This window comes from Geodermatophilus obscurus, assembly GCF_900115395.1.
GTDB lineage: Bacteria > Actinomycetota > Actinomycetes > Mycobacteriales > Geodermatophilaceae > Geodermatophilus > Geodermatophilus obscurus_B.
In genome coordinates this window covers 15,824-39,491 of the sequence record NZ_FOWE01000016.1, presented here as the reverse complement: position 1 = coordinate 39,491, position 23,668 = coordinate 15,824, and the positions used below count along the sequence as shown (strand labels likewise).

23 protein-coding genes, 1 tRNA gene and 2 pseudogenes are annotated in these 23,668 nt (G+C 75.9%); 7 read left to right on the top strand and 19 right to left on the bottom strand.

The genetic code is table 11. The features are described from left to right. Both BM165_RS25050 and BM165_RS23490 read right to left on the bottom strand, forming a co-directional pair. Positions 1-270, bottom strand: a 270-nt coding sequence (locus tag BM165_RS25050) for an IS5/IS1182 family transposase (protein ID WP_075015965.1), incomplete at its 3' end; no start/stop codon positions are given. A gap of 124 nt (positions 271-394) precedes the next feature. Further along, positions 395-946: pseudogene (locus BM165_RS23490) on the bottom strand (transposase); the annotation flags it as partial. A 1,214-nt stretch (positions 947-2,160) separates the two neighbouring features. Between BM165_RS23490 and BM165_RS23480 the strand changes: the two are divergent. The 3 genes and pseudogenes from BM165_RS23480 (at position 2,161) to BM165_RS26410 (ending at position 3,765) form a co-directional block, all read left to right on the top strand. Then, entirely contained in the window at positions 2,161-2,463 is a 303-nt protein-coding gene (locus BM165_RS23480) for a helix-turn-helix domain-containing protein (RefSeq protein ID WP_075015954.1), read from the top strand. Positions 2,464-2,828: 365 nt separating this feature from the next. Beyond that, positions 2,829-3,428 (top strand): annotated as a pseudogene (locus tag BM165_RS26415) (site-specific integrase); the annotation flags it as partial. A 58-nt stretch (positions 3,429-3,486) separates the two neighbouring features. After that, on the top strand, positions 3,487-3,765 hold the full coding sequence (locus BM165_RS26410; protein ID WP_083427659.1) for a tyrosine-type recombinase/integrase: 279 nt from the start codon (positions 3,487-3,489) through the stop codon (positions 3,763-3,765). Between the two features lie 103 nt (positions 3,766-3,868). On the opposite strand, the gene BM165_RS23465 is transcribed toward BM165_RS26410, so the two are convergent. The 5 genes from BM165_RS23465 to aroH all read right to left on the bottom strand — a co-directional run bounded on the left by BM165_RS23465 (position 3,869) and on the right by aroH (position 7,260). Next, a tRNA-Pro gene (locus BM165_RS23465) sits at positions 3,869-3,942 on the bottom strand. Positions 3,943-4,032: 90 nt separating this feature from the next. After that, positions 4,033-4,761, bottom strand: coding sequence for a CPBP family intramembrane glutamic endopeptidase (locus BM165_RS23460; protein ID WP_244274445.1), 729 nt, complete (start codon positions 4,759-4,761; stop codon positions 4,033-4,035). A 44-nt stretch (positions 4,762-4,805) separates the two neighbouring features. After that, complete coding sequence (gene der, locus BM165_RS23455) at positions 4,806-6,152, bottom strand: ribosome biogenesis GTPase Der (RefSeq protein ID WP_075015951.1); 1,347 nt, start codon at positions 6,150-6,152, stop codon at positions 4,806-4,808. After that, positions 6,149-6,844 carry a (d)CMP kinase gene (gene cmk, locus BM165_RS23450; protein ID WP_075015963.1) on the bottom strand — a complete coding sequence of 232 codons (696 nt, stop codon included), beginning with the start codon at positions 6,842-6,844 and terminating at the stop codon, positions 6,149-6,151. The genes der and cmk overlap by 4 nt, the downstream gene beginning before the upstream one ends. Before the next feature lie 53 nt (positions 6,845-6,897). Further along, positions 6,898-7,260, bottom strand: a complete 363-nt coding sequence (aroH, locus tag BM165_RS23445) for a chorismate mutase (RefSeq protein ID WP_075015950.1) — start codon at positions 7,258-7,260, stop codon at positions 6,898-6,900. Between the two features lie 454 nt (positions 7,261-7,714). Between aroH and BM165_RS25045 the strand changes: the two genes are divergently transcribed. Both BM165_RS25045 and BM165_RS23435 read left to right on the top strand, forming a co-directional pair. Continuing rightward, complete coding sequence (locus BM165_RS25045) at positions 7,715-7,852, top strand: hypothetical protein (RefSeq protein ID WP_177225294.1); 138 nt, start codon at positions 7,715-7,717, stop codon at positions 7,850-7,852. 25 nt (positions 7,853-7,877) lie between these two features. Continuing rightward, complete coding sequence (locus tag BM165_RS23435; RefSeq protein WP_244274443.1) at positions 7,878-8,132, top strand: hypothetical protein; 255 nt, start codon at positions 7,878-7,880, stop codon at positions 8,130-8,132. A gap of 53 nt (positions 8,133-8,185) precedes the next feature. Here BM165_RS23435 and BM165_RS23430 read toward each other — a convergent pair whose 3' ends face one another. The 7 genes from BM165_RS23430 to ald form a co-directional block, all read right to left on the bottom strand. Then, positions 8,186-9,034, bottom strand: a complete 849-nt coding sequence (locus BM165_RS23430) for a pseudouridine synthase (protein ID WP_075015948.1) — start codon at positions 9,032-9,034, stop codon at positions 8,186-8,188. A 44-nt stretch (positions 9,035-9,078) separates the two neighbouring features. Beyond that, positions 9,079-9,903, bottom strand: coding sequence for an SMC-Scp complex subunit ScpB (gene scpB, locus BM165_RS23425; protein WP_208976863.1), 825 nt, complete (start codon positions 9,901-9,903; stop codon positions 9,079-9,081). Positions 9,904-9,927: 24 nt separating this feature from the next. Beyond that, positions 9,928-10,758, bottom strand: a complete 831-nt coding sequence (locus tag BM165_RS23420; RefSeq protein ID WP_075015947.1) for a segregation and condensation protein A — start codon at positions 10,756-10,758, stop codon at positions 9,928-9,930. Between the two features lie 58 nt (positions 10,759-10,816). Next, positions 10,817-11,311: a hypothetical protein gene (locus tag BM165_RS23415; protein ID WP_075015946.1), complete on the bottom strand. Its 495-nt coding sequence runs from the start codon at positions 11,309-11,311 to the stop codon at positions 10,817-10,819. Then, a complete protein-coding gene (locus BM165_RS23410) occupies positions 11,308-12,213 on the bottom strand; it encodes a ParA family protein (RefSeq protein WP_177225293.1) in 906 nt (301 codons plus the stop codon). The genes BM165_RS23415 and BM165_RS23410 overlap by 4 nt, the downstream gene beginning before the upstream one ends. A gap of 198 nt (positions 12,214-12,411) precedes the next feature. Beyond that, a complete protein-coding gene (locus BM165_RS23405; protein WP_244274441.1) occupies positions 12,412-13,392 on the bottom strand; it encodes a site-specific tyrosine recombinase XerD in 981 nt (326 codons plus the stop codon). Next, positions 13,371-14,486: an alanine dehydrogenase gene (gene ald, locus BM165_RS23400; protein ID WP_075015944.1), complete on the bottom strand. Its 1,116-nt coding sequence runs from the start codon at positions 14,484-14,486 to the stop codon at positions 13,371-13,373. Before ald ends, BM165_RS23405 begins: the two co-directional genes overlap by 22 nt. Before the next feature lie 162 nt (positions 14,487-14,648). On the opposite strand from ald, the gene BM165_RS23395 reads away from it, so the two are divergent. Then, positions 14,649-15,302, top strand: a complete 654-nt coding sequence (locus tag BM165_RS23395) for a hypothetical protein (RefSeq protein ID WP_075015943.1) — start codon at positions 14,649-14,651, stop codon at positions 15,300-15,302. 135 nt (positions 15,303-15,437) lie between these two features. Continuing rightward, the gene (locus tag BM165_RS23390; RefSeq protein ID WP_075015942.1) at positions 15,438-16,067 is read left to right on the top strand and encodes a hypothetical protein; all 630 of its coding nucleotides are present in this window, start codon (positions 15,438-15,440) and stop codon (positions 16,065-16,067) included. Between the two features lie 111 nt (positions 16,068-16,178). Here BM165_RS23390 and BM165_RS23385 read toward each other — a convergent pair whose 3' ends face one another. The 5 genes from BM165_RS23385 to murJ are packed head-to-tail and all read right to left on the bottom strand — an operon-like array spanning position 16,179 to position 23,662. Continuing rightward, positions 16,179-16,778: an NUDIX domain-containing protein gene (locus tag BM165_RS23385; protein WP_075015941.1), complete on the bottom strand. Its 600-nt coding sequence runs from the start codon at positions 16,776-16,778 to the stop codon at positions 16,179-16,181. A gap of 1 nt (position 16,779) precedes the next feature. After that, positions 16,780-18,534: a CTP synthase gene (locus BM165_RS23380; protein WP_075015940.1), complete on the bottom strand. Its 1,755-nt coding sequence runs from the start codon at positions 18,532-18,534 to the stop codon at positions 16,780-16,782. Further along, positions 18,509-20,887, bottom strand: a complete 2,379-nt coding sequence (locus tag BM165_RS23375) for a hypothetical protein (protein ID WP_075015939.1) — start codon at positions 20,885-20,887, stop codon at positions 18,509-18,511. Before BM165_RS23375 ends, BM165_RS23380 begins: the two co-directional genes overlap by 26 nt. Continuing rightward, positions 20,884-22,050, bottom strand: a complete 1,167-nt coding sequence (locus BM165_RS23370) for a glycosyltransferase family 4 protein (protein ID WP_083427656.1) — start codon at positions 22,048-22,050, stop codon at positions 20,884-20,886. Before BM165_RS23370 ends, BM165_RS23375 begins: the two co-directional genes overlap by 4 nt. Further along, complete coding sequence (gene murJ / locus BM165_RS23365; RefSeq protein WP_075015959.1) at positions 22,043-23,662, bottom strand: murein biosynthesis integral membrane protein MurJ; 1,620 nt, start codon at positions 23,660-23,662, stop codon at positions 22,043-22,045. The genes BM165_RS23370 and murJ overlap by 8 nt, the downstream gene beginning before the upstream one ends. Positions 23,663-23,668 lie beyond the last annotated feature (6 nt).

The window sequence follows — 23,668 nt, the reverse complement described above, 5'->3', positions numbered from 1 at the left end:
GGCGGCATCCGCGCGGGCCTGCAGCGCGGTGAGGATCCGGTCCCAGGTGCCATCGAGGCTGAACCGGTGGTGTCGTTTCCACACCGTCTGCCACGGCCCGAACTCCACCGGCAGGTCCCGCCACGCGCAGCCGGTCCGGTAGCGGAACACGATGCCCTCGAGCACCTGCCGGTGATCTCGAAACGGCCGCCCGCGCATCCCGGCCGAGCTGGGCAGCAACGGCTCCAGCCGAGCCCAATCCTCGTCAGACAGCACCGCCGAGCGAGCCATCTCCAAACGATCCACCCGCATCAGGCGGCCGTTTGGGAGACACGCCCTAGTTGCCGTCCTGCGGGTGACAGCGGACGGCGAGCAGGGCGACGTCGTCATCGACGCGGCCGGTGAGGATGCGGTCGAGCAGCTGGTGACTGGTCTCGTGGCTCGCCCGCATCGCCGCCTCGTCGCCATGCTCACCGGCCAGGTGCGCACTGATCTGGGCCGGGCTCCACTGCCGGCACAACTTGTCCTGCACCGCCAGCGCCAGCCGTGCGTCCTCCAGCTCGAACGGCTTGGGCCGCCGCGCCCGCAGCCCGGCGCGTCTGTGCGCCGCGTACGGGGCGTATCTGGCCCGCATCGCCCGCCCGGCCGCCGGCACGGGTCCGTTACGGCGCAGCTCGCGACTGATGGTCGATGGGGCGCGGCCGAGCCGGGCAGCGATCGCGCGCATCGACGCGCCGGCCAGATGCAGGTCGGCGATCTGCAGTCGCTCCTCCAGCGACAGATACCTCGCCGACACCGCCCGCGGTGCCGCCGGCGGTCGACCGCCCGAGGCACGTCGTCACCGATACCCCTGCCGCCGATGCACGCCGACAGCCTCGCAGGCCTGCGAGAAGGCCGATCCCGCCGTCACCAGCTCCCAAAACCGCTGCTGCCGCTCATCCCGAACCCGCCGCCACTCCGAAACCACCACAACACCTCGCGCTCACAGGGTGTTGCGACGACCGCCTGAACGCGCCCCGCCTTCAGCGACAGCTGCAGTGACGTACGAGATCCGCAAGACCGGCCCCGGTCTGGGCGTACCGATAGGCCGACGTCTGCCGCGGTCACGTGGCGCCTGGTCAGACGGTGCAGCGCGAGCGCGCAAGAACGAGATCAGAGGTCCGCGGATCAGCCACTCGCCGGGCCCTTCCCGTTGCCAACTGGCTCACGCCCAGGACACACCGCTCATCCCCGTCGGCGGATCGCTCACTCCGCGGCCGACCGTGCCCTGCCCGGCCTACTGGAGCCCTCAAGATCACGGACCATCACACCTCTTGCACCGTCGGCTGCGGATTCCGTCGTGATGAATACGCTGGCTGCCATGGCGAGGAAGCGGAGGGGACCGCGAGAGACCCGTCAGCAGTCACGAACAGCGGCATCTCCGAAGCCTGCGCATAGCGCTGGCGCCGGGGGCGCAGAGGCAACCTCCGCCGCGGCGGATCCGAGTGATCGCCGCCGAGCAGCGACGACCTGCGGATGGTGCGGCGGACCGATCCAGCCGAAGGCCCGCGGGCGCATCCCCACCTGGTGCTCACCGGCGTGCCGGCAACGCGCCTGGGAGCAGTCACGGGCCGCGGCCTCCGGGCGGTCCGCAGTCCAGGTCGTCGAGCGGCGAGTGGAGGTCCCGACGCGGCAGCCGCTCACTCGCCGGGATTGGCCCCAGGCGCTGCAGGAGCTGGCTCAGCAGATCGATGACGGGCGGATCTACGACCGCGACCTCTCGGGGCTGTCCGTTGCACTAGACGCCGTCCTCGAGGCCTACAACCGCCGGCCCTACGTCCGCCTCCAAGCTGCCGACGAGCGCCGCACGATCTGGGGTCCCCGACACCCATCCCGCTGACGTGTGCGCCCGGGGCAACGGGCGTGCCGGAGGTCTACTGCAGGCGGCAGTCTGCGGACCGCCTCCGGGCGTGTCCTGAGCGGCCCTCTCCAGCTCTTCTCCAGTTGAGTCTCCGGGACCTGGAGGACCGTCGCAGCCCCGAGCCCCCGTCGTGTCGACAGCACATGCGTGGTCGCGGAAGCACTGGAGGAGCACACGAGGCCGCTCGCCCATCGTCGACGGACGCACCGCACGAGCCGCCGTCCGCGCATGGCCGCTGTCGGACGTCGGCAGGCGGAGTGCCGAGCTGGGGAGGAGACGACATGGGCGACCCGGAGCGCCTACACGACGTGCTGGCCAGCAGTCCCCTGCTGCTCACGCCCGAGGAAGCGGCGACGGTTCTCCGCGTCGGCCGCACGACCATCTACGCGCTCATGAAGGCCGGCGACCTACGTCCGGTGCACATCGGCCGCAGCTGCCGTCTCCCCCGCACCGAGCTTGAGCGCTACGTCCGCTGCCTTGAGACGTCCGCGAACGCCGCGCCAGCACCGACCGCCGAGTTCGACGCAGCACGCTCTCCGCGGCGCCGGACCGACGCCAGCCCACGCCGCATGCACGCCCGATAGCTGTCCCGCCTCTCGGCTGGGGACAACGCCGCGGCCATCCACCGGTTCGTCCCGCCGGCGGCTGCACCAGGCGCACCCATGGTGACGTCGCTCGGCTGGTGCCGAGACCGCAGGTCGCCCGCAGGGAGCGAGTGCCCGGGCAGGCCAACATCGCCGGAGGGATCGACGTGGCAAGACGCGCGAACGGCGAGGGGTCGATCTTCCGGCGGAAGGACGGCACCTGGTCCGCCGAACTCAGCTACCGGGACGACGGCGGCACCCTGAAACGGCGGACGGTCTACGGGAAGACGCAGGCCGCGGTCCGGGCCAAGCTCCGCGAGGTCCGCGAGCGGATCGAGTCCGGAGCACCGGTCAAGGACGCCTCCATGACCGTCGCAGCATGGCTCGAGGACTGGATCACCAAGTCACTTGCCGCGAGCGACCGCAAGCAGGCCACCAAAGACCTCTACGCCACCCTCGCCCGCACCCACCTCGTGCCCACGGTCGGGACGATCCCCCTCGGCCGGCTGCGTCCCTCAGATGTCGAAGCGCTCATCGTCACCAAGCGGGATGCTGGCCTGTCGGGCTCGACGATCCGGACGATCTACACCGTCCTGCGGTCGGCGCTCGACATCGCCGCTCGCGACGGGCTGATCCGCAGCAACCCCGCGGCCGCCGTGAAGCGGCCCGGAGTCGAGCGCAAGGACGCGCCACACCTAACCGCGGAGCAGGCACAGGCCCTCCTCGAAGCGATCAAGGGTGACCGATTGGAGAACCTGTTTCGGGTCATGCTGGCCACCGGGCTGCGCCGCGGGGAGGCCTTGGCCCTGCACTGGTCCGACGTCGACCTCAACGCCGGGCTCCTGAGAGTCCGCTGGACCCTGTCCCGGACGTCCCAGGGGCTGCAGTTCGACGAGCCCAAGACCGACAAGTCCCGCCGGACCGTGCCCCTCCCCCGCTCCGCCATCGAGACACTCAAGGGCCAGCGGATCCGGCAACTGGAGGAACAGCGCGCGGCCGCCGGGGGCCTGGCAGGAGCACGGGCTGGTCTTCACCACCGAGATCGGGACACCGCTGGAGCCCCGCAACGTCCTACGGCGCTTCGAGGTGCTCGCGGAGCAGGCCGGCCTCCGCGGCGTCACCCTGCACACCCTCCGGCACTCCGCGGCGAGCTTCCTGCTAGCGGCCGGCACGCACACGAAGGTCGTCCAGGAGCACCTCGGTCACTCGTCCTACGCGATCACGGCTGACATCTACAGCGACGTCGGTCCGGCCCAGCAGCAGGAGGCCGCCGACCGGCTTGACCAGGCGCTCCGCTGGTGACCGCTGCTGTCCCTCGGGCCGCGTTGCTGTAAGCGTTGCTGTACTCATGCGGAAGGCGGGCCACCCTCGTCGGGTGACCCGCCTCTGACCTGCGGTTTTTCTGTCGGGCTGACAGGATTTGAACCTGCGACCCCTTGACCCCCAGTCAAGTGCGCTACCAAGCTGCGCTACAGCCCGAGTGCCGGGCGGCTCGCACCGCCCGATCGCTGCACGGAGCAGGTTACCGCACCCGGTCGCCAGGTCCGCCCGGTGGGCTACCCCGGGAGGTCACCCGAGCCGGTGGGCGACGGCCGCCGCCACAGTCCCGAGCGTGTTGGTCGCCAGGTGCAGCAGCGCCGGCGCCAGCAGGCTGCCGCTGCGCAGCCGCAACCAGGTGAACAGCACGCCCGCGACCGCCGTCCCCGCGCAGGCCAGCGCCACCGCGCCGATCCGGGCGGCGGTGCCGTCGGCCAGGTCGTTGGCGTCCAGCCCGCCGATCGTCGGCCGGACGTGCCACAGCCCGAAGACGACGGCCGCGAGGCCCGTCGCCGCAGGGAGGGGCAGCACCCGCAGGAGCACCGCCAGCAGCACCCCGCGGAAGGCGACCTCCTCCCACAGCACCGTGCCGAGCGGGATCCGGACGAGCACGTCGCCGGCGACGTCCCCCCAGCCGAGACCGGCGACCCGCGCGTCGGCGAGCAGCGGGCGGACGGCGGGCAGCGCGAGGGCGGCCGCGTACCCGGCCGCGACGAGTCCGAGGGCCGCGCCGCCCCACCGCAGGCCCGCCGGGACGGCGCGGCGGGCCAGGCCCAGGTCGGCCCAGGAGGACCCCGTCACCCGCGCCGCCGCCAGCAGCACGCCGGCCGCCGCCACGTTCACCGCGACGTAGGCCCCCCGCCCGCCGGGCACCCGGTGGACGACGACGTTGTTCCACAGGAGGAGCACCAGGACGAGCGCGGCGGCGAACGCCACGTCCGTCCGCCGCGTCCCGGCCCGGCCGCCGGCGCCCGTCCCCACGAGCCGGTCCTACTCCCCGCGGGGAGGTCCCGCAGCCCGGCGGCTCAGCCGCGCTTGTCGTTCCCCCGGCCCTCGCGGACCTTGACCGAGATGTCGATCGGCGTGCCGCCGAAGCCCCACCGCTCCCGCAGCTTGCGCTCGAGGAACCGCCGGTAGCCCGCCTCGAGGAAGCCGGTGGAGAAGACGACGAACCGCGGCGGCCGGACGTCGGCCTGCGTCACGTACTTGATCTTCGGGGCGCGCCCGCCGCGGGCCGGCGGCGGCGTCTCCATGACCAGCTGGCGGACGTAGGCGTTGAGCTCCGCCGTCGGCACCCGCATCTCCCAGGAGGCCAGCGCCGCGCGCAGGTGGTCGGCGAGCTTGCCGACGCCGCGGCCGCTGAGCGCCGAGATGTTCACCCGGCTGGCCCACCGCACGCGGGACAGGTCGCGCTCGATCTCGCGCTCGAGCTGGTGCTGCCGGTCCTCGTCGAGGGTGTCCCACTTGTTGATCGCGATGACCAGCGCGCGCCCGGCCTCGATCACCTGCGTGATGACCCGCTGGTCCTGCTCGCTGATGACCTCGTCGGCAGCCAGCAGCACCACCGCCACCTCGGCGGCCTGGATCGCGGCCTCGGTGCGCAGGCTGGCGTAGTACTCCGTGCCGCTGGCAGTGTTGACCTTGCGGCGCAGGCCGGCGGTGTCGACGAACCGCCACTCCTCCCCGCCCAGGGTGATGATCGAGTCGACCGGGTCGACGGTGGTGCCGGCCACCGAGTCGACGACCGAGCGCTCCTCCTTGGCCAGCCGGTTGAGCAGGCTGGACTTGCCCACGTTGGGTCGGCCCACCAGCGCCACCCGGCGCGGGCCGCTCTCCTCCGGCTGCTCGCGCGGCGCCTCGGGCAGCGCGTCGAGCACCAGGTCGAGCAGGTCACCGCTCCCCCGGCCGTGCAGCGCGCTCACCGGCTGCGGCTCGCCCAGGCCCAGCGACCACAGCTCCGCGGTGTTGGCCTCGCTGCGCTCGTCGTCGACCTTGTTGGCCACGACGATCACCGGCCGGTCGCTGCGGCGCAGGATGCGCGCGGCGGCGAGGTCGGTGTCGGTGGCGCCCACCTGGCTGTCGACGACGAGCACGATGACGTCGGCCGTCTTCATGGCGAACTCCGCCTGCCGGGTGATCGAGGCACCCAGCCCCTCGGCCTTCGGGTCCCACCCGCCGGTGTCGGTGACGGTGAACCGCCGCCCGTTCCACAGCGCCTCGTAGGAGATCCGGTCGCGCGTCACGCCCGGGATGTCCTGCACCACCGCCGCGCGCCGGCCCAGGACGCGGTTCACCAGCGTCGACTTGCCCACGTTCGGCCGGCCGACGACCGCCACCACCGGCAGCGGCCCGCCGGTGCCCTCCTCGCTCACGCGCCGACCTCCCGAGCACCGGCGGCCGCGAGCGCCAGCTCGACGACGCGGTCGACGACGCCCTCGCGGTCGAGGTCGGTGCTGTCCACGACCACGGCGTCCGCGGCCGGCCGCAGCGGGCTGTCCGCGCGGCTGCTGTCGTACTCGTCGCGGCGGCGCAGGTCGGCGGCCAGCGCCGCCACCTCCGCCGGGTCGCTGATGCCCAGCTGCAGGGCGCGCCGCTCGGCGCGGGCCTCCGGGGCGGCGGTCAGGTAGACCTTCACGTCGGCGTCGGGGAGCACCACGGTGCCGATGTCGCGGCCCTCGACGACGACGGCGTCGGCGGCGGCCACCAGCGAGCGCTGCTGGTCGACCAGCCGGCGGCGCACCGCGGGGACGGCCGAGACCGCCGACACCGAGCGGGTCACCTCCGCGCTGCGGATCCGCTCGGCGACGTCGGTGCCGTCCACCTCCACGCGCTCGGTGCCGGCCGCCGTCCCGACCTCGATGCGGGCGCCGGCGACCACGCGGGCCACCGCCTCGCCGTCCTCGGGGTCGACGCCGGCGTCGAGCACGGCCACGGTGGCGGCGCGGTACATCGCGCCGGTGTCGAGGTAGGCCGCGCCCAGCCGGGACGCCACCGATCGGGCGACGCTGGACTTGCCCGTCCCGGACGGCCCGTCGAGGGTCACCTGGCCCCGGAAGCCGCTCATCGTGCTCACGCTCTCTCCCACCGGGCCCGTTCCCGGGCCCGTTCCTCGGCCCGTCACTGGGCGATGTCGCGCCGCAGCGCTACGGCGCCGCGCAGGTACACGTGCTGGATGTCCGCGCGCGGCCGGTCGGTCTCCACGTGCGCCATCAGCCGCAGCACACGTGGCAGGGCGTGCGGTACCCCGATCTCGGTGGCGCACATGAGCGGCACGTCGCCCATGCCCAGCTCGCGGGCGGCCAGCGCCGGGAACTCCGACACCAGGTCCGGCGTCGCGGTGAACAGGATGCTGATGATGTCGTCGTGGTGCAGCGCGTTGCGCTCCACCACGGTGCTCACCAGTTCCCGGGTGGCCTCGAGCACCTGGTCGCGGTCGTCGGCGTCCACCTGCGTCGCGCCCCGGATGGCCCGTACGGCCACGTGCACCCTCCTCGGTCGTCCCGGCTCCCCGGATCGTGGGTGCCCGATCGAGTCTAGGTACCCCGTGCCACCGCCCCGCCATCGAGCGCGGCACCCCGCTGGTCCGCGGCGCTGATCGGCGTTCCCGAGCGGGGGTCCGATCCCCTGCGGCGAGTCACCGGTCCGCCTCGGTCCAGGGCCCGCGGCGAGCCATCCGTACGGGGACCCGGGACCTAGGGCCCTGGGGGATTCCGGACGGATCCGTAACGGTCGGGTCGTGAGTCGAGAAGAGGCCCACCGCCGTACCGCTGACCGACGACGAGCCGCGACGGGACCTCCCCGGGCCCGGCGGCCACCCGACGACGGGGCCCGTCCGCAGCCCCCCGCGTCCACCGTGAGGACCGACCGGACCACAGGCACCGTCTGCGTCCGCGGTTTCCTCGACCGGGTGGGCGCCGAGGCACTGTGCCGGGTCGTGACCGCGCTCGGGCAGCTCGGCCACCGGCAGGTCGTCGTGCAGCTCGGGTCCTCGACGGTCGCCGACGACGCCCTCGCACTCCTCACCGACCTCGCCCGGCGGATGCCCGCAGGGGACCGCCTAGTGCTCCGGTGACCGCCGGTCACGGGGACGGGCGCCCGTGACCCCCGACACGCCGCGGCACGAACGCTGGACGGTGGGGGCGGACGACGTCCGGCCCCTGGGCTGCGCCGGGCAGCCGCTGCACCTGCCCCTCGGCCGCCTGCACGCGGTGGGTGGTGAGGGCCTCCTCGTCGGCCGGGCGGTGTGCCTGGCACCCGTGACGCTCCTCGACCCGGCCGCGTGGTCCTGGCCCGACGACCGGGACGACGCCGGGGATCCGCTGTGCTGGATCTGCCTGGCCTTGACGGCCTGACCGGCACTCCCGGCGGAGAGCCCGAGCTGCTCCCGCGCACCGGCCGGGCCGCGCTACAGCCCGACGAGCTCCTCCAGCGCCCCGACCTCCTGGCGGGTCAGCCGGCGGATGGACCCGCTGCGCATCCGCTGCAGCGAGATCGGGCCGACGGCGGTGCGGGTCAGCCGGGACACCGGCAGGTCGACCGCGGCCAGCAGCCGCCGCACGATGTGCTTGCGCCCCTCGTGCAGCACCACCTCGACCACCGACTGGCCGGCGTGGGTGTCGACGACCTTGAAGGAGTCGACCTTCACCGGGCCGTCGTCGAGCTCGATGCCGCCGCGCAGCCGGCGGAACAGGTCGCGGGAGACCGAGCCCGACACCTGCGCCAGGTAGGTCTTCTTCACCCGGTAGCTGGGGTGGGCCAGCCGGTGGGCGAGCTCGCCGTCGTTGGTGACCAGCAGCAGGCCCTCGGTGTCCTGGTCGAGCCGGCCGACGTGCACCAGGCCGGGCGCGAGGTCGCCGACCATGTCGCCGACCGTGGGGCGGGCGCGGTCGTCGCTCATCGCGGTGATGACGCCCGACGGCTTGTTCAGCGCGTAGGTGACCCGGTCGTCGCGCAGCTCGATGCGCTGCCCGTCGACGGCGATCTTGTCGGTGGCCGGGTCGACCCGCATGCCCTGCACCGTGACGACGGCGCCGTTCACGCTGATCCGGCCGCGGTCGATCATGTCCTCGCAGACCCGCCGGGAGCCGACGCCGGCGCGGGCCAGCACCTTCTGCAGCCGCTCCCCCTCGCGCTCGCCGGGGTCCCGGGCGGGCTCGCGGTCGCCGGGGTGGGCCGGGGCGAGCTCCATGTCCTCCGACCAGCCCTCGCCGCCGGGGGTGTCGGGGAGGTCGTCGGGATGCGGTGCGGTGTCCATCCCCTCCAGTCTCCCACCCCGCGGCGGCGCACCGGCCCCGCCGGTCAGCGCTCGGGGGTCTCCCGGGCGACGGCGGCGGCGTCGGGCAGCAGCGGGGCCAGCGGCGGCAGCTCGTGCAGGCCGGTCAGCCCCAGCCGCTCGAGGAACAGCGGCGTCGTCCCGTAGAGGCCGCCTCCGCTGTCGGGGTCGGTACCCACCTCGGCCACCAGTCCGCGGGAGAGCAGGGTGCGCATCACGCCGTCGACGCCGACGCCGCGGATGGCCGCCACCCGCGCGCGGGTCACCGGCTGCCGGTAGGCGATGACGGCGAGGGTCTCCAGCGCCGCCTGCGTGAGCCGGCTGCGCGCGGCGCCGGTCAGGTGCCGCTCGACGACGGGCGCGAACTCCTCGCGGGTGTAGAGCCGCCACCCCTCCCCCGCGCGGCGCAGCTCCATGCCGGCGCGGCGTTCGTCGTACCCGGCGGCGAGCTCGGCCAGCGCCGCCCGCACCCGGGCGCGCGGCACCCGCAGCGCGGCGGCCAGCATCTCCTCGTCGACCGGCCCGTCGGCGACGAACAGCAGCGCCTCCAGCCCGCCGCGCAGCTCGACCGGGTCGAGCTCCACCTCCGGCTCGGGCTCGGGCTCGGGCTCGGGCCGGGGGTCGGCGGGCATCCCGGGCAGGACCAGCGGCTCGTCGGGCACCGCCGGGACGTCGCCGGCCGGCATCGCCGGGCGCTCGGCGACCCGCGCGGCCAGCTCCGCGGCGACGGCGTCCCAGACGGCGGGGTCGTCGTCGGGGCCGCCGTCGGCCTCCTCCCGGGTGGCCTCGAGCTCGGCGGCCAGCGCCTCCCACGAGATGGGGCCGCGCTCCTCGGGCGTCGGCCCGCTCACGATCGCCCTCTCACGACCGCCCCCTCATGATGCCGCCCGCTCGCCCGGCTCCCCGCCGAGGTCGGCCACCGCGGTGACGGTGGCCGGTCCGGTCCAGCGCACGTGCAGCTCCCCGAGCGGGACGGGCTGGGTGAAGGTGACCCGCTGCTGGCGGTAGAGCTCCAGCAGCGCGAGGAACCGGGCGACGACCTCCAGGGTGCTGGTGCAGTCGCGGCTGAGCGCGCGGAAGGTGCGGCTGCCCGCACCGAGCAGCGCCGCCCGCAGCGCCAGCAGCTGCTCGGCGACGCTCACCGGCGGGGCGTGCAGGTGCGCGACGCCGACGGTCGGCGGCTCCTTCGGCGCGAGCGCCCGCGCGGCCAGGGCGGCGAACCGCTCGGGCGTCACCCCGAGCATCACCTCCGGCAGCAGCGCGGCGAACCGCGGCTCCATCGGCACCTCGCGGGCGTGCCGGCGCAGCGCCCCCGCCTCCCGCTCCCGCAGGACCGCGGCCGCCTCCTTGTAGGCGCGGTACTGCAGCAGCCGGGCGAAGAGCAGGTCGCGGGCCTCGAGCAGCTCGAGGTCCTCCTCGTCGTCGACGTCGGCGGCGGGCAGCAGCCGGGCGGCCTTGAGGTCGAGGAGGGTGGCGGCCACGAGGAGGAACTCGCTGGCCTGGTCGAGGTCGAGGTCGTCACCGAGGGCCCGCAGGTGGGCGATGAACTCGTCGGTGACCACCGACAGCGCGATCTCGGTGACGTCGAGCTGGTGCTTGCTGATCAGCTGCAGCAGCAGGTCGAACGGGCCCTCGAAGTTGGTCAGGTGGACGGTGAAGCGCGTGGGATCGGCGACACGCTCCGCCGACTCCGGTGCGGTCGCCACCGCACGCGCCTCCGTACTCACGGAGAGCAAGGCTAGCGACCGGGTACGACAGTCCGGGTCAGCCGCGCAGGCGGCGGACCAGCACGGAGTCGCCGCCGTTCTCGGCGAGGTCGGCCAGCAGGACCGAGACCGCCTCGCGGACGATCCGGCCGCGGTCGGCGGCCAGGCCGTGCTCGGCGCGCAGCGACAGCCGGGCGCTCTCCAGCGCCAACAGGTCGTCGGCGGAGATGTAGACGGTGATCTTCTCGTCGTGCCGGGTGCGGCCGTTGCCGGCGGCCCGGGCGGCCTTGCCGCGGGTGCGCGCCCCGGGGGCGGGCGGGGCCGGGGCGCGGAAGGCGGCCAGCGGGTCGGCCGGCGCGCCGCCGGGCACCAGCGTCAGCGGCGCCGGCTGCTCGGGGTCGGGATCGGGCTCGGCGGCCGCGCGGCGCGAGCGCAGCGCCGGGGAGGCCGCCGCCGACGACAGCGTGGGCAGCTCGGTGACCTCCGCCTCCGGCGGGGTGTCGGTGCGGCGGAACAGCTCGGCCGCGCCCGGGAGCACGGGACGCCGTGTCACAGCGCGATGACCTCCTTCGCCAGGTCGCGGTAGGCGGCCGCACCCGAGGAGGTCGGCGCCCAGGTGGTGATCGGCTGCCCGGCGACCGTGGTCTCCGGGAAGCGCACCGTGCGCTGGATGACGGTCCGGAAGACGGTGTCGCCGAAGGCCTCGACGACGCGGCTGAACACCTCGCGGCAGTGCACCGTGCGGGTGTCGTACATCGTGGCGAGGATGCCGTCGATCTCCAGTGCCGGGTTGAGCCGCTCCTTGACCTTGTCGATCGTGTCGACCAGCAGGGCGACGCCGCGCAGGGAGAAGAACTCGCACTCCAGCGGGATGACCACGCCGTGCGCGGCGGTCAGGGCGTTGACCGTGAGCAGGCCCAGCGAGGGCTGGCAGTCGATGAGGATGTAGTCGTACTCCTCGCGGACGGAGTCCAGCGCGCGCAGAAGCGTCTGCTCGCGGGCCACCTCGCTCACCAGCTGCACCTCGGCGGCCGACAGGTCGATGTTGCTCGGCACCAGGTCCAGGCCCGGCACGTCGGTGCCCACCCGCACGTCGGCGAGCGTGGTGCGCCGCTCCATGAGGGCGTTGTAGATGGTGCGGTCGAGCTGCTGGGCGGGCACGCCCAGGCCGACCGACAGCGCGCCCTGCGGGTCGAGGTCGACCAGCAGCACCCGGCGGCCGTACTCCACCAGCGCCGCACCCAGGTTGATCGTCGACGTCGTCTTGCCGACGCCGCCCTTCTGGTTGCACATCGCGATGACGCGGGCCGGCCCGTGCTGGGTGAGGGGCGGGGGCTCGGGCAGCCGGCGCTGACGCGCGCGTGCCGGGTCCAGCCGCGAGGCCGTCGCGCCCATCTCCCCGCCGTCGGCCGGGAGTGCGAGCGCCTGACCGGCCACGTCCCCTCGGATCGCCATGAGTCGCCACTCCTCCGTGCACCCCGGCGGTGCCGGCCGCGGTCGGCCGGCCCGGTCCGCTCGGGTCCTCTGCGACGGTAGGGAGGTCACCGGCGACGATCCACGGGACACGCCGGGTCATGGCGGAAGTCGCCCGGACACCACCCTGATCACGCGTCGGCGTGGGCAGGAACTGCCAGCCGGAACGGCACCGGCTCGTCAGGACAGGGCCCTCGGGTGGCTCCCGGCGTACACCTCCCGCAGCTTGTCGACGGTCACCAGCGTGTAGACCTGCGTCGTGGTCACCGACGCGTGGCCCAGCAGCTCCTGCACCACGCGGACGTCGGCGCCGCCGTCGAGCAGGTGGGTGGCGAAGGAGTGCCGCAGCGTGTGCGGCGACACCGACCGTGCCAGCGCGGCGTCGCCGGTGCGCTCGGCGGCCGTCCGCAGGATCGCCCACGCGCTCTGCCGCGACAGCGGCCCGCCGCGGGCGTTGAGGAAGAGCCGGCCGCCGCGGACGCCGCTGCGCCCCGCCGCCGCCAGTGCCGGGCGGGCCCGGACCAGGTAGTCCTCCACGGCGCGCAGCGCGTAGCTGCCGACCGGCACGATCCGCTCCTTGCCGCCCTTGCCCGCCAGCCGCACCACCGACTGACCGCGGTCGAGGTCGTCGACGGCCAGGCCCACGGCCTCGGAGATGCGTGCGCCGGTGCCGTACAGGACCTCCAGCAGCGCCCGGTCGCGCAGCCCGCGCGGCCCCTCCAGCGCGCCCGCGGCCTCGATGAGCGCCACCACCGCCTCCACGGGGACCGCCTTGGGCAGCCGCCGCGCCGGCGCCGGCGGGCGCACCTCGGCCGCCACGTCGCCGGTCACCAGGCCGTCGAGCAGCGCGAAGCGGTGCAGCCCGCGGACGGCGACGACGGCGCGCGCGGCCGACGTCGCCGACAGCGGGGGGTGCTCGTCGTCCCCGGCGCGCAGCGCGGCGAGGAACCCGGCGACGTCGCTCTCGGCCACCTCCCCCAGCCCCCGCACCCCGGCGCCGGCGAGGAAGGCGGCGTAGCGGCGCAGGTCGCGGCGGTAGGAGGCGATGGTGTTGGCGGCCAGCCCGCGCTCGACGGCGAGGTGGTCGAGGTAGCCCGAGACCACCCGCTCGATCTCGGGCCCCGGCGACAGGACAGCGGTCAGCGCAGGACCTCCTCCCACGGCACGGCGGTCATCCCGTGCGCCTCGGCGACCTCCGGCAGCACCACGTTCCCGGCGACGACGTTGACGCCGTGGGCCAGGGCCGGGTCGGCGTCGACCGCCGCCCGCGTCCCCTGCCCGGCCAGCGCCATGACGTAGGGCAGCGTCACGTTGGTCAGCGCGTGCGTGGAGGTGTTGGGGACGGCGCCGGGCATGTTCGCCACGCAGTAGAACACCGACTCGTGCACGCGGAAGGTCGGGTCGTCGTGTGTCGTGGGCCGGCTGTCCTCGAAGCAGCCACCCTGGTCGACGGCGATGTCGACGAGCACCGAGCCCGGCTTCATCCGCTTCACCAGGTCGTTGCTCACCAGCGTCGGGGCCTTCGCGCCGGGGACGAGAACCGCGCCGATCACCAGGTCGGCGTCGAGGACGGCCCGCTCGACCTCGTAGGCGTTGGAGGTCACCGTCTGCAGGTGGCCGCGGTAGATGTTGTCGGCCGCGCGCAGCTTGTCGACGTCGCGGTCGAGCACGACCACCTCGGCCTGCATGCCCAGCGCGATGGTGGCGGCGTTCATGCCGGACACCCCGGCGCCGATGACGACGACCTTGGCCGCGTAGACGCCGGAGACCCCGCCCAGCAGCACGCCGCGCCCGCCGTGCGCCCGCTCGAGGCTGTGCGCGCCGACCTGCGGTGCCATCCGCCCGGCGACCTCGCTCATCGGCGCCAGCAGCGGCAGCGCGCCGGACGCCGTCTGCACGGTCTCGTAGGCGATCGCGGTGGTGCCGGAGGCGACCAGGGCCTCGGTGCAGGCACGGGAGGCGGCCAGGTGCAGGTAGGTGAACAGCGTCTGCCCGGCGCGCAGCCGCCCGTACTCCTCCTCGATCGGCTCCTTGACCTTCAGCAGCAGGTCGGCGTCGGCCCAGACGTCGTCGGCGCTGTCGACGATGCGGGCGCCGGCGGCGGTGTAGTCGCCGTCGGGGATGGAGGAGCCCTCCCCCGCGCCGCGCTCGACGAGGACGGTGTGACCGGCGCGGGTCAGCTCGGTGACCCCGGCCGGTGTCAACGCGACCCGGTACTCCCTGTTCTTGACCTCTCGCGGCACCCCGACGTGCATGCTCACTCCTGTCGCTGCGGCCGGGCCGAGATCGTCGGTCCCGAGCCTGTGGTGGGTACCCGGGTCGGGCCCCCGGACGGACCCTAGCCAGCGTCCGCGCTGCCGCCAGTCCGCGCAGCGCCGACGATGACCGGGTCACCCCCGCGGAGGAGGACCACCCGGATGCGCCTGTACGCCGCCCGCCCCGACGTCCGGCTCGTCCAGGTGCTGGCCGACGTCGGGGTGCTCGTGTGGGCCGTGCTGTGGGTGCTCGTCGCCCGGACGGTGCACCGGGCGGTGCTGGTGCTGGCCGAGCCCGGGCGGGCGGTCGAGGACCTCGGCGCCTCCGTGGCCGACAGCATGGGCTCGGCGGCGTCGGCGGCCGAGGACGTGCCCGTGGTCGGCGACGAGCTGGCCGAGCCGCTGGGCTCGCTCGGCGACGCGGCGGGCTCGGTCAGCGGCTCCGGGCAGGCCGCGCAGGACGCCGTCGGCACGCTGGCGACCGTGCTCGCCGTCGTCCTGGTGGTGCTGCCGGTGGGCTGGCTGCTGGTGCGCTGGCTGCCCTGGCGGCTGCGCTGGGTGCGGGAGGCGACGGCGGTGTCGCGGCTGACCGGCAGCGCGCAGCCCGACCTCGACCTGCTCGCCGCCCGCGCAGTGGCCACCGCTCCGCTCCCCCGGCTGGCCGCCCTGCCGCCGGGCACCGGCGCGGCCTGGCGGGCCGGCGACCCGCAGGCGGTGCGGTCACTGGCCGCGCTGGAGGCCGGCCGGCTGGGGCTGCGGCTGCCCGCTCCCGACGTCCCCGGGTCGGGCGCCACGACGCCACCGCTGTCGGGTTGACGACTCGGGTTGACCGGCGAGGCCCCGGTGCCGATGCCACTCCTGATCCGGGAGGTGTCGGTGGGACGAGCGGGGCGGCGGCCGGTGAGGTCGCGGCGGAGGCGGGGACCGTCGGCCGGCGGGATCGCCGGCCGGGTGATCGCGGCCGCCGCGGTCGGGCTGGTGGTCCTGTCGGCGCCGGCGACCGAGCTCGCCGCGGAGGTCACCGCGGAGGTCAGCGCCTCCTGGGCGCCGTTCCGCAACGCCGGCACCGCCGACGGCCCGGAGCCAGCGCGGGTGGCCGACGCCCCGCCGGTGGCCGCCGCCGTCCCCCAGCCCGTGGTCGACACCCCCGTGCTCGCGCTGCCGGTGCCGCGCCGGCTGGAGGTCGAGCTGCCGACCCCGCTGGTGCCCCGCGGCCGGCCGCTGGAGGTCACGCCGCCACCGGCCGAGTGCGGCGGGTACGGCAACCCGCGGCAGGTGCCGCCGGGCGTGGTGGCCGGCGCGGGGTCAGCGACGGTGAGCTGGCAGGCCGACGGGCGGGCCGCGGTGCAGGGCTACCGGGTCACCGCGGTCAGCCAGCAGCTGGTCACCGGTGAGCAGCCGGCACCGCCGCAGGTGACCGTGGGCCAGCGCGCCGGCTGCGGCGAGGTGACCGCGACCGTCGCCGGCCTGACGCGGGGCGTGCCCTACGTCTTCTGGCTGGAGGAGGCGCTGCTCGACGACACGACCGGCGTCACCGAGTACGTGCAGGTCGGCTGGAGCTCCCCCGTCGTCGTCGGCTGACCCCGGCCCACTCCCGCCCGTTCCCCCGTCGAGATCACGTGATCTCGGCGGGGACACGCCGGGCCGGCCGCCGAGATCCCGTGATCTCGACGCGGGGGGGGGGGGGGGCGCCTAGGTGGCGTCGACGGGGCGCAGCGTCGTCCCCACGGCGCGGTGCTGCGCGGCGGCGAGCAGCCCGACGACGGCGATGGAGTTGCGGATCGCGCCGTCGAACACGCGCTGCACGGCCTGCGCCAGCGGCACCCGCTCGACGGTCATGTCGAGCTCCTCGTGCTCCACCGTGAACCCCTCGGGCCGGCCGACGTCGGACAGCCCCTCGGCCAGGTAGACCAGCACCATCTCGTCGCAGAAGCCGGGCGAGCTGAACGTGGTCGTGAGCAGCGACCAGCGCTCCGCCGACAGCAGCGCCTCCTCCGCCAGCTCGCGCTGCGCGGTCGCCAGCGGGGCCTCGCCCTCGGCGTCGCGCAGGCCCGCCGGCAGCTCCCACAGGTAGCCGCCGACCGGGTGCCGGTACTGGCGCACCAGGACGACGCGCTCCTCGTCGTCGAGCGCGACGACGGCGACCGCGCCGGGGTGGCGGACCACCTCGCGGACGCTGTCCCCGCCACCGGGCATGGCCACGGTGTCCTTGACCAGCCGGATGACCCGGCCCTCGTAGAGGGTCTCGGTGCCCAGGACCCGGTAGTCGCCGTCGGCGGCCGGCTCGGTCACCTCAGATCCCCACCTTCTCGCCCTCGTCCACGGGGACCGGCAGCCGCGCGGACTCCTGCCGCTCGATCGCGGCCCGTACGAACGCGGCGAACAGCGGGTGCGGGCGGGTCGGGCGGCTCTTGAGCTCGGGGTGGGCCTGCGTGCCGACGAAGAAGGGGTGCACCTCGCGCGGCAGCTCGGCGAACTCGACGAGGTGGCCGTCGGGCGAGGTGCCGCTGAACACCAGCCCGGCCCGGCCGAGCCGGTCGCGATAGGCGTTGGCGACCTCGTAGCGGTGCCGGTGCCGCTCGGTGACCTCGGTCGAGCCGTACGCCGCGGCGGCCTGCGAGCCCTTCTGCAGGGCCGCCGGGTAGCTGCCCAGCCGCATGGTGCCGCCCATGTCGCCCCGGCCGGCCACGACGTCGACCTGGTCGGCCATGGTGGCGATCACCGCGTCGGGGGTGTCGGGGTCGAACTCGGCGGAGTTGGCGTGCTCGAGGCCGGCCATGTTCCGCGCGTACTCGATGACCATGCACTGCAGGCCCAGGCACAGGCCCAGCGTCGGGATGCCGTTGGTGCGGCTGTAGCGGATGGCGCCGAGCTTGCCCTCGATGCCGCGCACGCCGAAGCCGCCGGGGATGCAGACGCCGTCGACGTCGCCGAGTGCGGCCGCCGCCCCCTCGGGGGTCTGGCAGTCGTCGGAGGGCACCCAGCGGATCTGCACCCGGCTGCGGTGGGCGAACCCGCCGGCGCGCAGCGCCTCGCTCACCGAGAGGTAGGCGTCGGGCAGGTCGACGTACTTGCCGACCAGCGCGATGGTCACCGTCTGCTTCGGCCGGTGCACGCGGTCGAGCAGGTCGCCCCACACCGTCCAGTCGACGTCGCGGAAGGGCAGGCCCAGCCGGCGCACGACGTAGGCGTCGAGGCCCTCGCGGTGCAGCACCTTGGGGATGTCGTAGATCGACGGCGCGTCGGGGCAGGCGATGACGCCCTCGGTGTCGACGTCGCACATCAGGCTGATCTTGCGCTTGAGGCCGGTGCCGATCTCGCGGTCGGCGCGGCAGACGAGCGCGTCGGGCTGGATGCCGATGTTGCGCAGCGCGGCGACCGAGTGCTGGGTCGGCTTGGTCTTCAGCTCGCCGGACGGCGCGATGTAGGGCACCAGCGAGATGTGCAGGAAGAAGCAGTTGTCGCGGCCGATCTCGTGGCGCACCTGCCGGGCGGCCTCGAGGAAGGGCAGCGACTCGATGTCGCCGACGGTGCCGCCGATCTCGGTGATCACGACGTCGACGCCGCCGTCGTCGTCCTCGTCGTCCCCGACGGGGGCGCCGGACTCGGCCGCGGCGAGGATCCGCGACTTGATCTCGTTGGTGATGTGCGGGATCACCTGCACGGTGTCACCGAGGTACTCTCCGCGCCGCTCCTTGGCGATGACGTCGGAGTACACCTGCCCGGTGGTGACGTTCGACCGGGCGCCGAGGTCGGTGTCGAGGAAGCGTTCGTAGTGCCCGACGTCGAGGTCGGTCTCGGCGCCGTCCTCGGTGACGAAGACCTCGCCGTGCTGGAACGGGTTCATCGTCCCGGGGTCGACGTTGAGGTACGGGTCCAGCTTCTGCATGGTCACCCGCAGGCCGCGGGCGGACAGCAGCGCGCCGAGCGAGCTGGCCGTCAGGCCCTTGCCGAGCGAGGAGACAACTCCGCCGGTGACGAAGACGAACTTCGTCGGCTGGGAGTTGTGGAGGAGCCCGCGATCACGTGTTCCAGACGGTCGACCCACGGGAAACGACCGTAACACGGTCGTCCGGTTCCCCCCGGGTGCCGCCGGGCACGTCACCCTCCGCCGGGGCGGTCGCGGCCAGCGCCACCAGCAGCGGCACCAGCAGCGCCGCGGCCGTGGCCGGGAGCGCCACACCGGAGTCGTTGACCGCGGCGCCCAGGGCCAGGCTCAGGGCGGCGGCGACCAGTCCGGCGCGCAGCACCGCGCCGTCGGCCGGGCGCAGGCCCGACCCGCCGTCGCGCAGCAGCCCGGAGCCGTGCAGCCACGCCGGCCGGCGGGGGCCGCGCCGGCGCACCAGCCACACCGCGGCCACCAGTGCCACCGGCAGCAGCCACGCCAGGGCGCTGCCCAGCAGGATGTCGAGGTTGGCCTGGGCCTTGCGGCTGACCACCGTCCAGGCCTCGCCGATGAGGACCTGCTCGACGAACCGGCCGAGGTGGCTGCGCTCGTCGGCCGGGCGTGACCAGTCCAGGACCGCGAGCGTGCCGACGGCGACCACCCCGGCGGTGAGCACCGCCGCCAGGCGCACCAGCGTCACCCGCACCCCCGTGAGCAGCATCGCCAGCAGCAGGAACCCCGGCAGCGCCGCGAGCACCCCGCCGAAGTCGCGGCCCAGGCCCGGGGCACCGACGAGGACGACGGTGACCGCGCCGGCGGCCAGGACGGCGGCCCCGGTGACCTGCCGGTGCCGCGGGCCGGCGCGCCGCCCCAGCGCGGTGGCGCCGACGGCGGTGGCGACCAGCGCGCTCGCGGCGAGCAGGCCGGAGCTGAGGTTGCCGTAGCCGGTAAACCGCCCGGCGACGATCGCGTCGTAGCCCAGCAGCGCGTTCAGCTCCAGCGGCGACCCGGCGAGCACGTCGGCGACGAGCGTGCCGAGCGTGACGAGGAGGACGACCAGCGGCGGGCCGAGCCGGTGCCGCCGCCCCGTCCCCCGGGCCCACGGCCCCAGCAGCGCCAGCGCCGTCACCGCGGCCGCGGCCAGCAGCACCGACCCGGCCAGCGCCCAGCGCGGCGACCCGGCCCGCTCCCAGGGCAGCAGGCCCGCCAGATGGGTGGCCACGGGGAGCGCGGCTGCGGCCAGCGCGGCCACCGGCAGCACCGGCCGCAGCCGGGCCAGCGTCGGGCGGGAGCCGCGGCGCAGGCCGAGGACGAGCAGCCCCAGGGCGACGACGGCGGCGTCCACGGCGACCAGCCCGGCGAAGAACGTGCCGGTGCTGCGGTGGTGGGTGACCGCCGCGGTGTTGGCCCGCTGCAGCTCCGCCACGGCCTCCGCGGTGCCCGGCCGCCCGTCGGTGGGGACCATCGGCTGCCCGTTGACCGAGGCGGGGCGCTCGGCGTCCAGCGCCCGCAGCACGGTCGGGGCGACGTCGATCAGCTGGGTGAACGGCGCCCGCCCGGTGCTGGCCGAGGTGAGCCAGCCCCGCCCGGTGAACCCCGGCCCGGACGCGATGGCCACGTGCAGCTGCGGCCGGCCGTCGTTGACCTCCGAGACGCCCTGCAGGAGCAGCAGCGTGTCCCCCGGCAGCGCGGCCACCGCGGCGCGCAGGGTCGCCACGGCCTCGTCGACGCCGGCCAGCGCCGCCGCGCGCGACCCGGGGTCGGTGCCGGTCTCGCTGCCCTCGGGCGCGGGCACGCCCGCGTCGACCAGCCCGTCGAGGGAGACCAGCGTCAGGGGGCAGGTGCCCAGCAGCGCGGCGACGGCGGCCGGGTCCCCGGGCAGCGCGTCCTCGCGGGTCAGCCCGACGCCGGGTGCGGCGACGGCGAGCGAGGCGGCGCGGCCGACGACGGTCGCGCAGCCGACCGCGGTGCCCATCGCGCCGGGCTCGGCGCCGAAGCGGGTGGTGGCGGAGTCCTCGGCGACCGCGCGGACGGCGGTCAGCGGGTCGGCCAGGCCGTCGGCGGCCAGGCGCTCCTGCAGGCCGCAGTGCGACAGCTCGGGGCTCACCGGCGGTCCGGCCGGCGCCGGCGGGGAGGGGGTCGCCGCGTCGCCGGTCCCCGGCGCCTCGCCCGGCAGGGGCACCGTGGGCACCGGCACCAGCGGCGCGGCCTCGTCGGGTGCGGGGAACCGGGCGCGGTTGCCCGCCCCGAGGGTCGCCCAGCCGTCGAGCAGGCAGGTCGTCGACCGCGCCGCGCGCACCGACAGGGCACCGATCGGCGAGGTGTCGGCCAGCTCCCACAGCGCCGGCGTGGCCTGCGGGTCGACGTCGTCCCACACCAGGCCGGGCACCCCGACGACCAGCACGCGGTCGGCCGTCCAGTCCCCCGCCGGTGCGGCGGTCGCCGGGCCGGCACCGGGGAGCGCGACGGCCAGCAGCCCCAGCAGCGCCAGCAGCAGGACGGCGGCCCGCCTCATGCGGCGCCGGTCCCCGGTGGGCCCAGCAGCTCGCGGTAGACGGCGGCCAGGGTGCGGGCGGTGGCCGCCTCGTCGGGCCAGCCGGCGGCCTGCTCCCGTCCGGCGGCGGCGAGGGCGGCGGCGCGGGCAGGGTCGGTGAGCAGCCCGGTGACCGCGCCGGCCAGCGCGGCGGCGTCGCCCGGCGGGACGAGCAGGGCGCCGTCGCCGAGCAGCTCGGGCAGCCCGCCGGTGCGGGTGGCCACCAGCGGCGTGCCGGCGCGCAGCGCCTCCTGGGCGGTCAGCGAGCGGGCCTCCCACCGGGAGGGCAGCACCACCAGGTCGGCGGCGGCGAGCAGGTCGGCGACGTCGTCGCGGCGGCCGAGGAGGGTGACCGGCAGCCGCTGGGCGCGGATCCGCGCGTCGAGCTCGTCGTGCAGCGGCCCGTCCCCCGCGATCGCCACCAGGGGCCTCGGGTCGCCGGTCCACGACGTGACGGCGTCGAGGAGGACGTCGTAGCCCTTCTGCGGGTGCAGCCGGCCGACGGCGAGCACCAGCGGCCGGCCGTCGGCGGCACCGGTGTCCAGGCCCAGGCCGGCGCGCACCTCCGCGCGGGACCGGGTGGCCGCGGGCAGCGCGGGCGCCGACACCGGCGCGACCCGCACGTCGCGGGCGCCCAGCCGCCGGGCGTTGGCGGCGAGGTCCCCGGAAGCGGCCAGCACGACGTCGGCGGCGCGCACGGTGGCCCGCTCGGCGCTCGCGAGCACCCGGCGCAGCGGCCCGGCGCGGTCGGGCAGCGCGTTGTGCAGCGTGACGACGAGCGGCCGGCGGGGCCCGCCGCGGCCGAGCCGCACCGCGGCGGCGGCCACGAGGCCGGCGCGCAGGCCGTGGGCGTGCACCAGGTCGGCGCCGGCGGCGGCGCGGCGCAGCGCGGCCACGGCGCGGGCGTCGGCGACCGGGTCGAGCCCGGCGGAGATCTCGACGGGGACGAAGGCAGCGGCGGCGGAGAACCCGAAGAGGGCGTCGGTGGCGGCCGGGCCGCAGACGGTGACCGCGGCGCCCTCGGCGGCCAGCGCCGGCAGCACCGACCGCAGGTGGGTGCCCACCCCGCCGGTGCTGGTGGCCAGCACCTCGGCGACGCGGCGGCCGGCCAGGCGTCCGGAGGAGGGGTCCACCCGCTCAGCCACCGTGCACCTCCGTCCCCCCGGGCGTCCGCAGCGCGCGCACCGCCGCGAGCAGGGGACGGCGCGCCGTGACCATCATGACCGCCCCCGCCACGGCGGTCACGGCCGCCGCCGCCAGCAGCCCGGCCCCGACCGCGCCGGGGAGGGAGCCGGCCGGCACGGGGTCGGCGCCCAGCGCGCGGGCGGTGGCCAGCCCGGCCGCCGTACCGGCCGCCGCGGCCAGCAGCGCGGGCAGCCCGGAGCGCGCCAGGCCCGCCAGCCCGCCGGGGGCCACCCGGGCGGTGACCGCGAGCAGCGCCAGGCCGGCGACGGTGACGCCGAGGCTGTGCCCCGCGGCCAGCGCGAGCGCCCGGTCGGCCGGCGGCAGGGCCCGCGCCAGGACGACGTCGGCCGCGACGGCGAGCAGCCAGCCGCCGAGCACGCACGCGGTGGGCGCCTTCCACAGGCCGCGGGCGTACAGCGCCCGCGTGAGCACCGCGACCAGGCCGTAGCCGGCCAGGCCCGGCGCGAAGCCGAGGATGGTGTCGCGGAGCGCGGCGACGTCGTCGGCCGGGCCGGCGAGGAGGAACACCCGCGCCATCGGACCGGCGACGGCCGCGAGCACCGCCGCGGCGCCGAGGGTGGCCACGAGCACCAGCACGGTCACCGGGGCCAGGGCGCGGCGGTAGCCGGCGTCGTCGCCGGTGTCGGCCCGCTCGGCCAGCAGCGGGTAGACGGAGGTGGCCAGCGGCACCGCGACGGCGGCCCACGGGACGAGGAAGAGCGTCAGCCCGGCCGTGTAGACCACCTGGGTGCCGTCGGGCCCGTCGCTGGCCAGCCGGATCGCCACGGCGGCCACCAGCTGCTGCCCGGCGAGGGTGAGCACCCCGGCCAGCGCGAGCCGGCGGACCCGCGGCGCGGCGCCCACCGGGAACCGCAGCGCCGGGCGCAGCCGCAGGCCCAGGCGGCGCAGCGGCAGCAGCAGCGGCAGCGTCAGGGCGACCACGCCGAGCGTCGTCCCGACGCCCAGGACCAGCTCGGCCGGCGTCGACAAGCCGTCGGCCGACCGGGCGCCGCCGAGCAGCGCGAACACCGCGTAGGCGCCGGCGACGACGACGCTGGACAGCAGCGGCGCGATCGCCGGCCCGGCGAAGCGGCGGTGCGCCTGCAGGACGCCGGTGAGCACGATGCCCAGGCCGTAGAGGACGACCTGGGGGGCGAAGACGAGCAGGAACCGGGCGGCCAGCGCCACCTCGGCGTCGGTGCCGCCGTCGAGCAGCACCCGGGCGATCGGCTCGGCGAGCAGCGCCACCAGCGCGGCGAGCGGGACCAGCACCAGCAGCGTCCAGCCCAGCAGCGCCGAGGCGGTGCGGCGGACCTGCTCGCGGTCGCCGGTGGCGATCCCGCCGGCGAGCATCGGCACCACCAGCGAGGCCAGCGCGCCGCCCGCCACCACCTCGAAGACGATGTTCGGGACGGTGTTGGCCGCGATGTAGGTGTCGCCCGTGCTGCCGGTGCCGACGGCGTTGGTGAACACCAGCGTGCGGCCGAACCCGGCGAGCCGGGCCAGCACGGTGAGGACGGCGATGAGCGCCGCCGCCCCGGCCACGCCCTGGGCCACCCGGCGCCCGGACACGGTCGG

Excerpts from the sequence above, each read along its gene's own strand:
- BM165_RS23480 (WP_075015954.1), top strand. The coding sequence starts at position 2,161 with ATGGGCGACCCGGAGCGCCTACACGACGTGCTGGCCAGCAGTCCCCTG.
- BM165_RS23430 (WP_075015948.1), bottom strand. The coding sequence starts at position 9,034 with ATGGACACCGCACCGCATCCCGACGACCTCCCCGACACCCCCGGCGGC.
- cmk (WP_075015963.1), bottom strand. The coding sequence starts at position 6,844 with ATGAGCGGCTTCCGGGGCCAGGTGACCCTCGACGGGCCGTCCGGGACG.
- BM165_RS23375 (WP_075015939.1), bottom strand. The coding sequence starts at position 20,887 with ATGAGGCGGGCCGCCGTCCTGCTGCTGGCGCTGCTGGGGCTGCTGGCC.
- ald (WP_075015944.1), bottom strand. The coding sequence starts at position 14,486 with ATGCACGTCGGGGTGCCGCGAGAGGTCAAGAACAGGGAGTACCGGGTC.
- BM165_RS23395 (WP_075015943.1), top strand. The coding sequence starts at position 14,649 with ATGCGCCTGTACGCCGCCCGCCCCGACGTCCGGCTCGTCCAGGTGCTG.
- BM165_RS23410 (WP_177225293.1), bottom strand. The coding sequence starts at position 12,213 with ATGGCGATCCGAGGGGACGTGGCCGGTCAGGCGCTCGCACTCCCGGCC.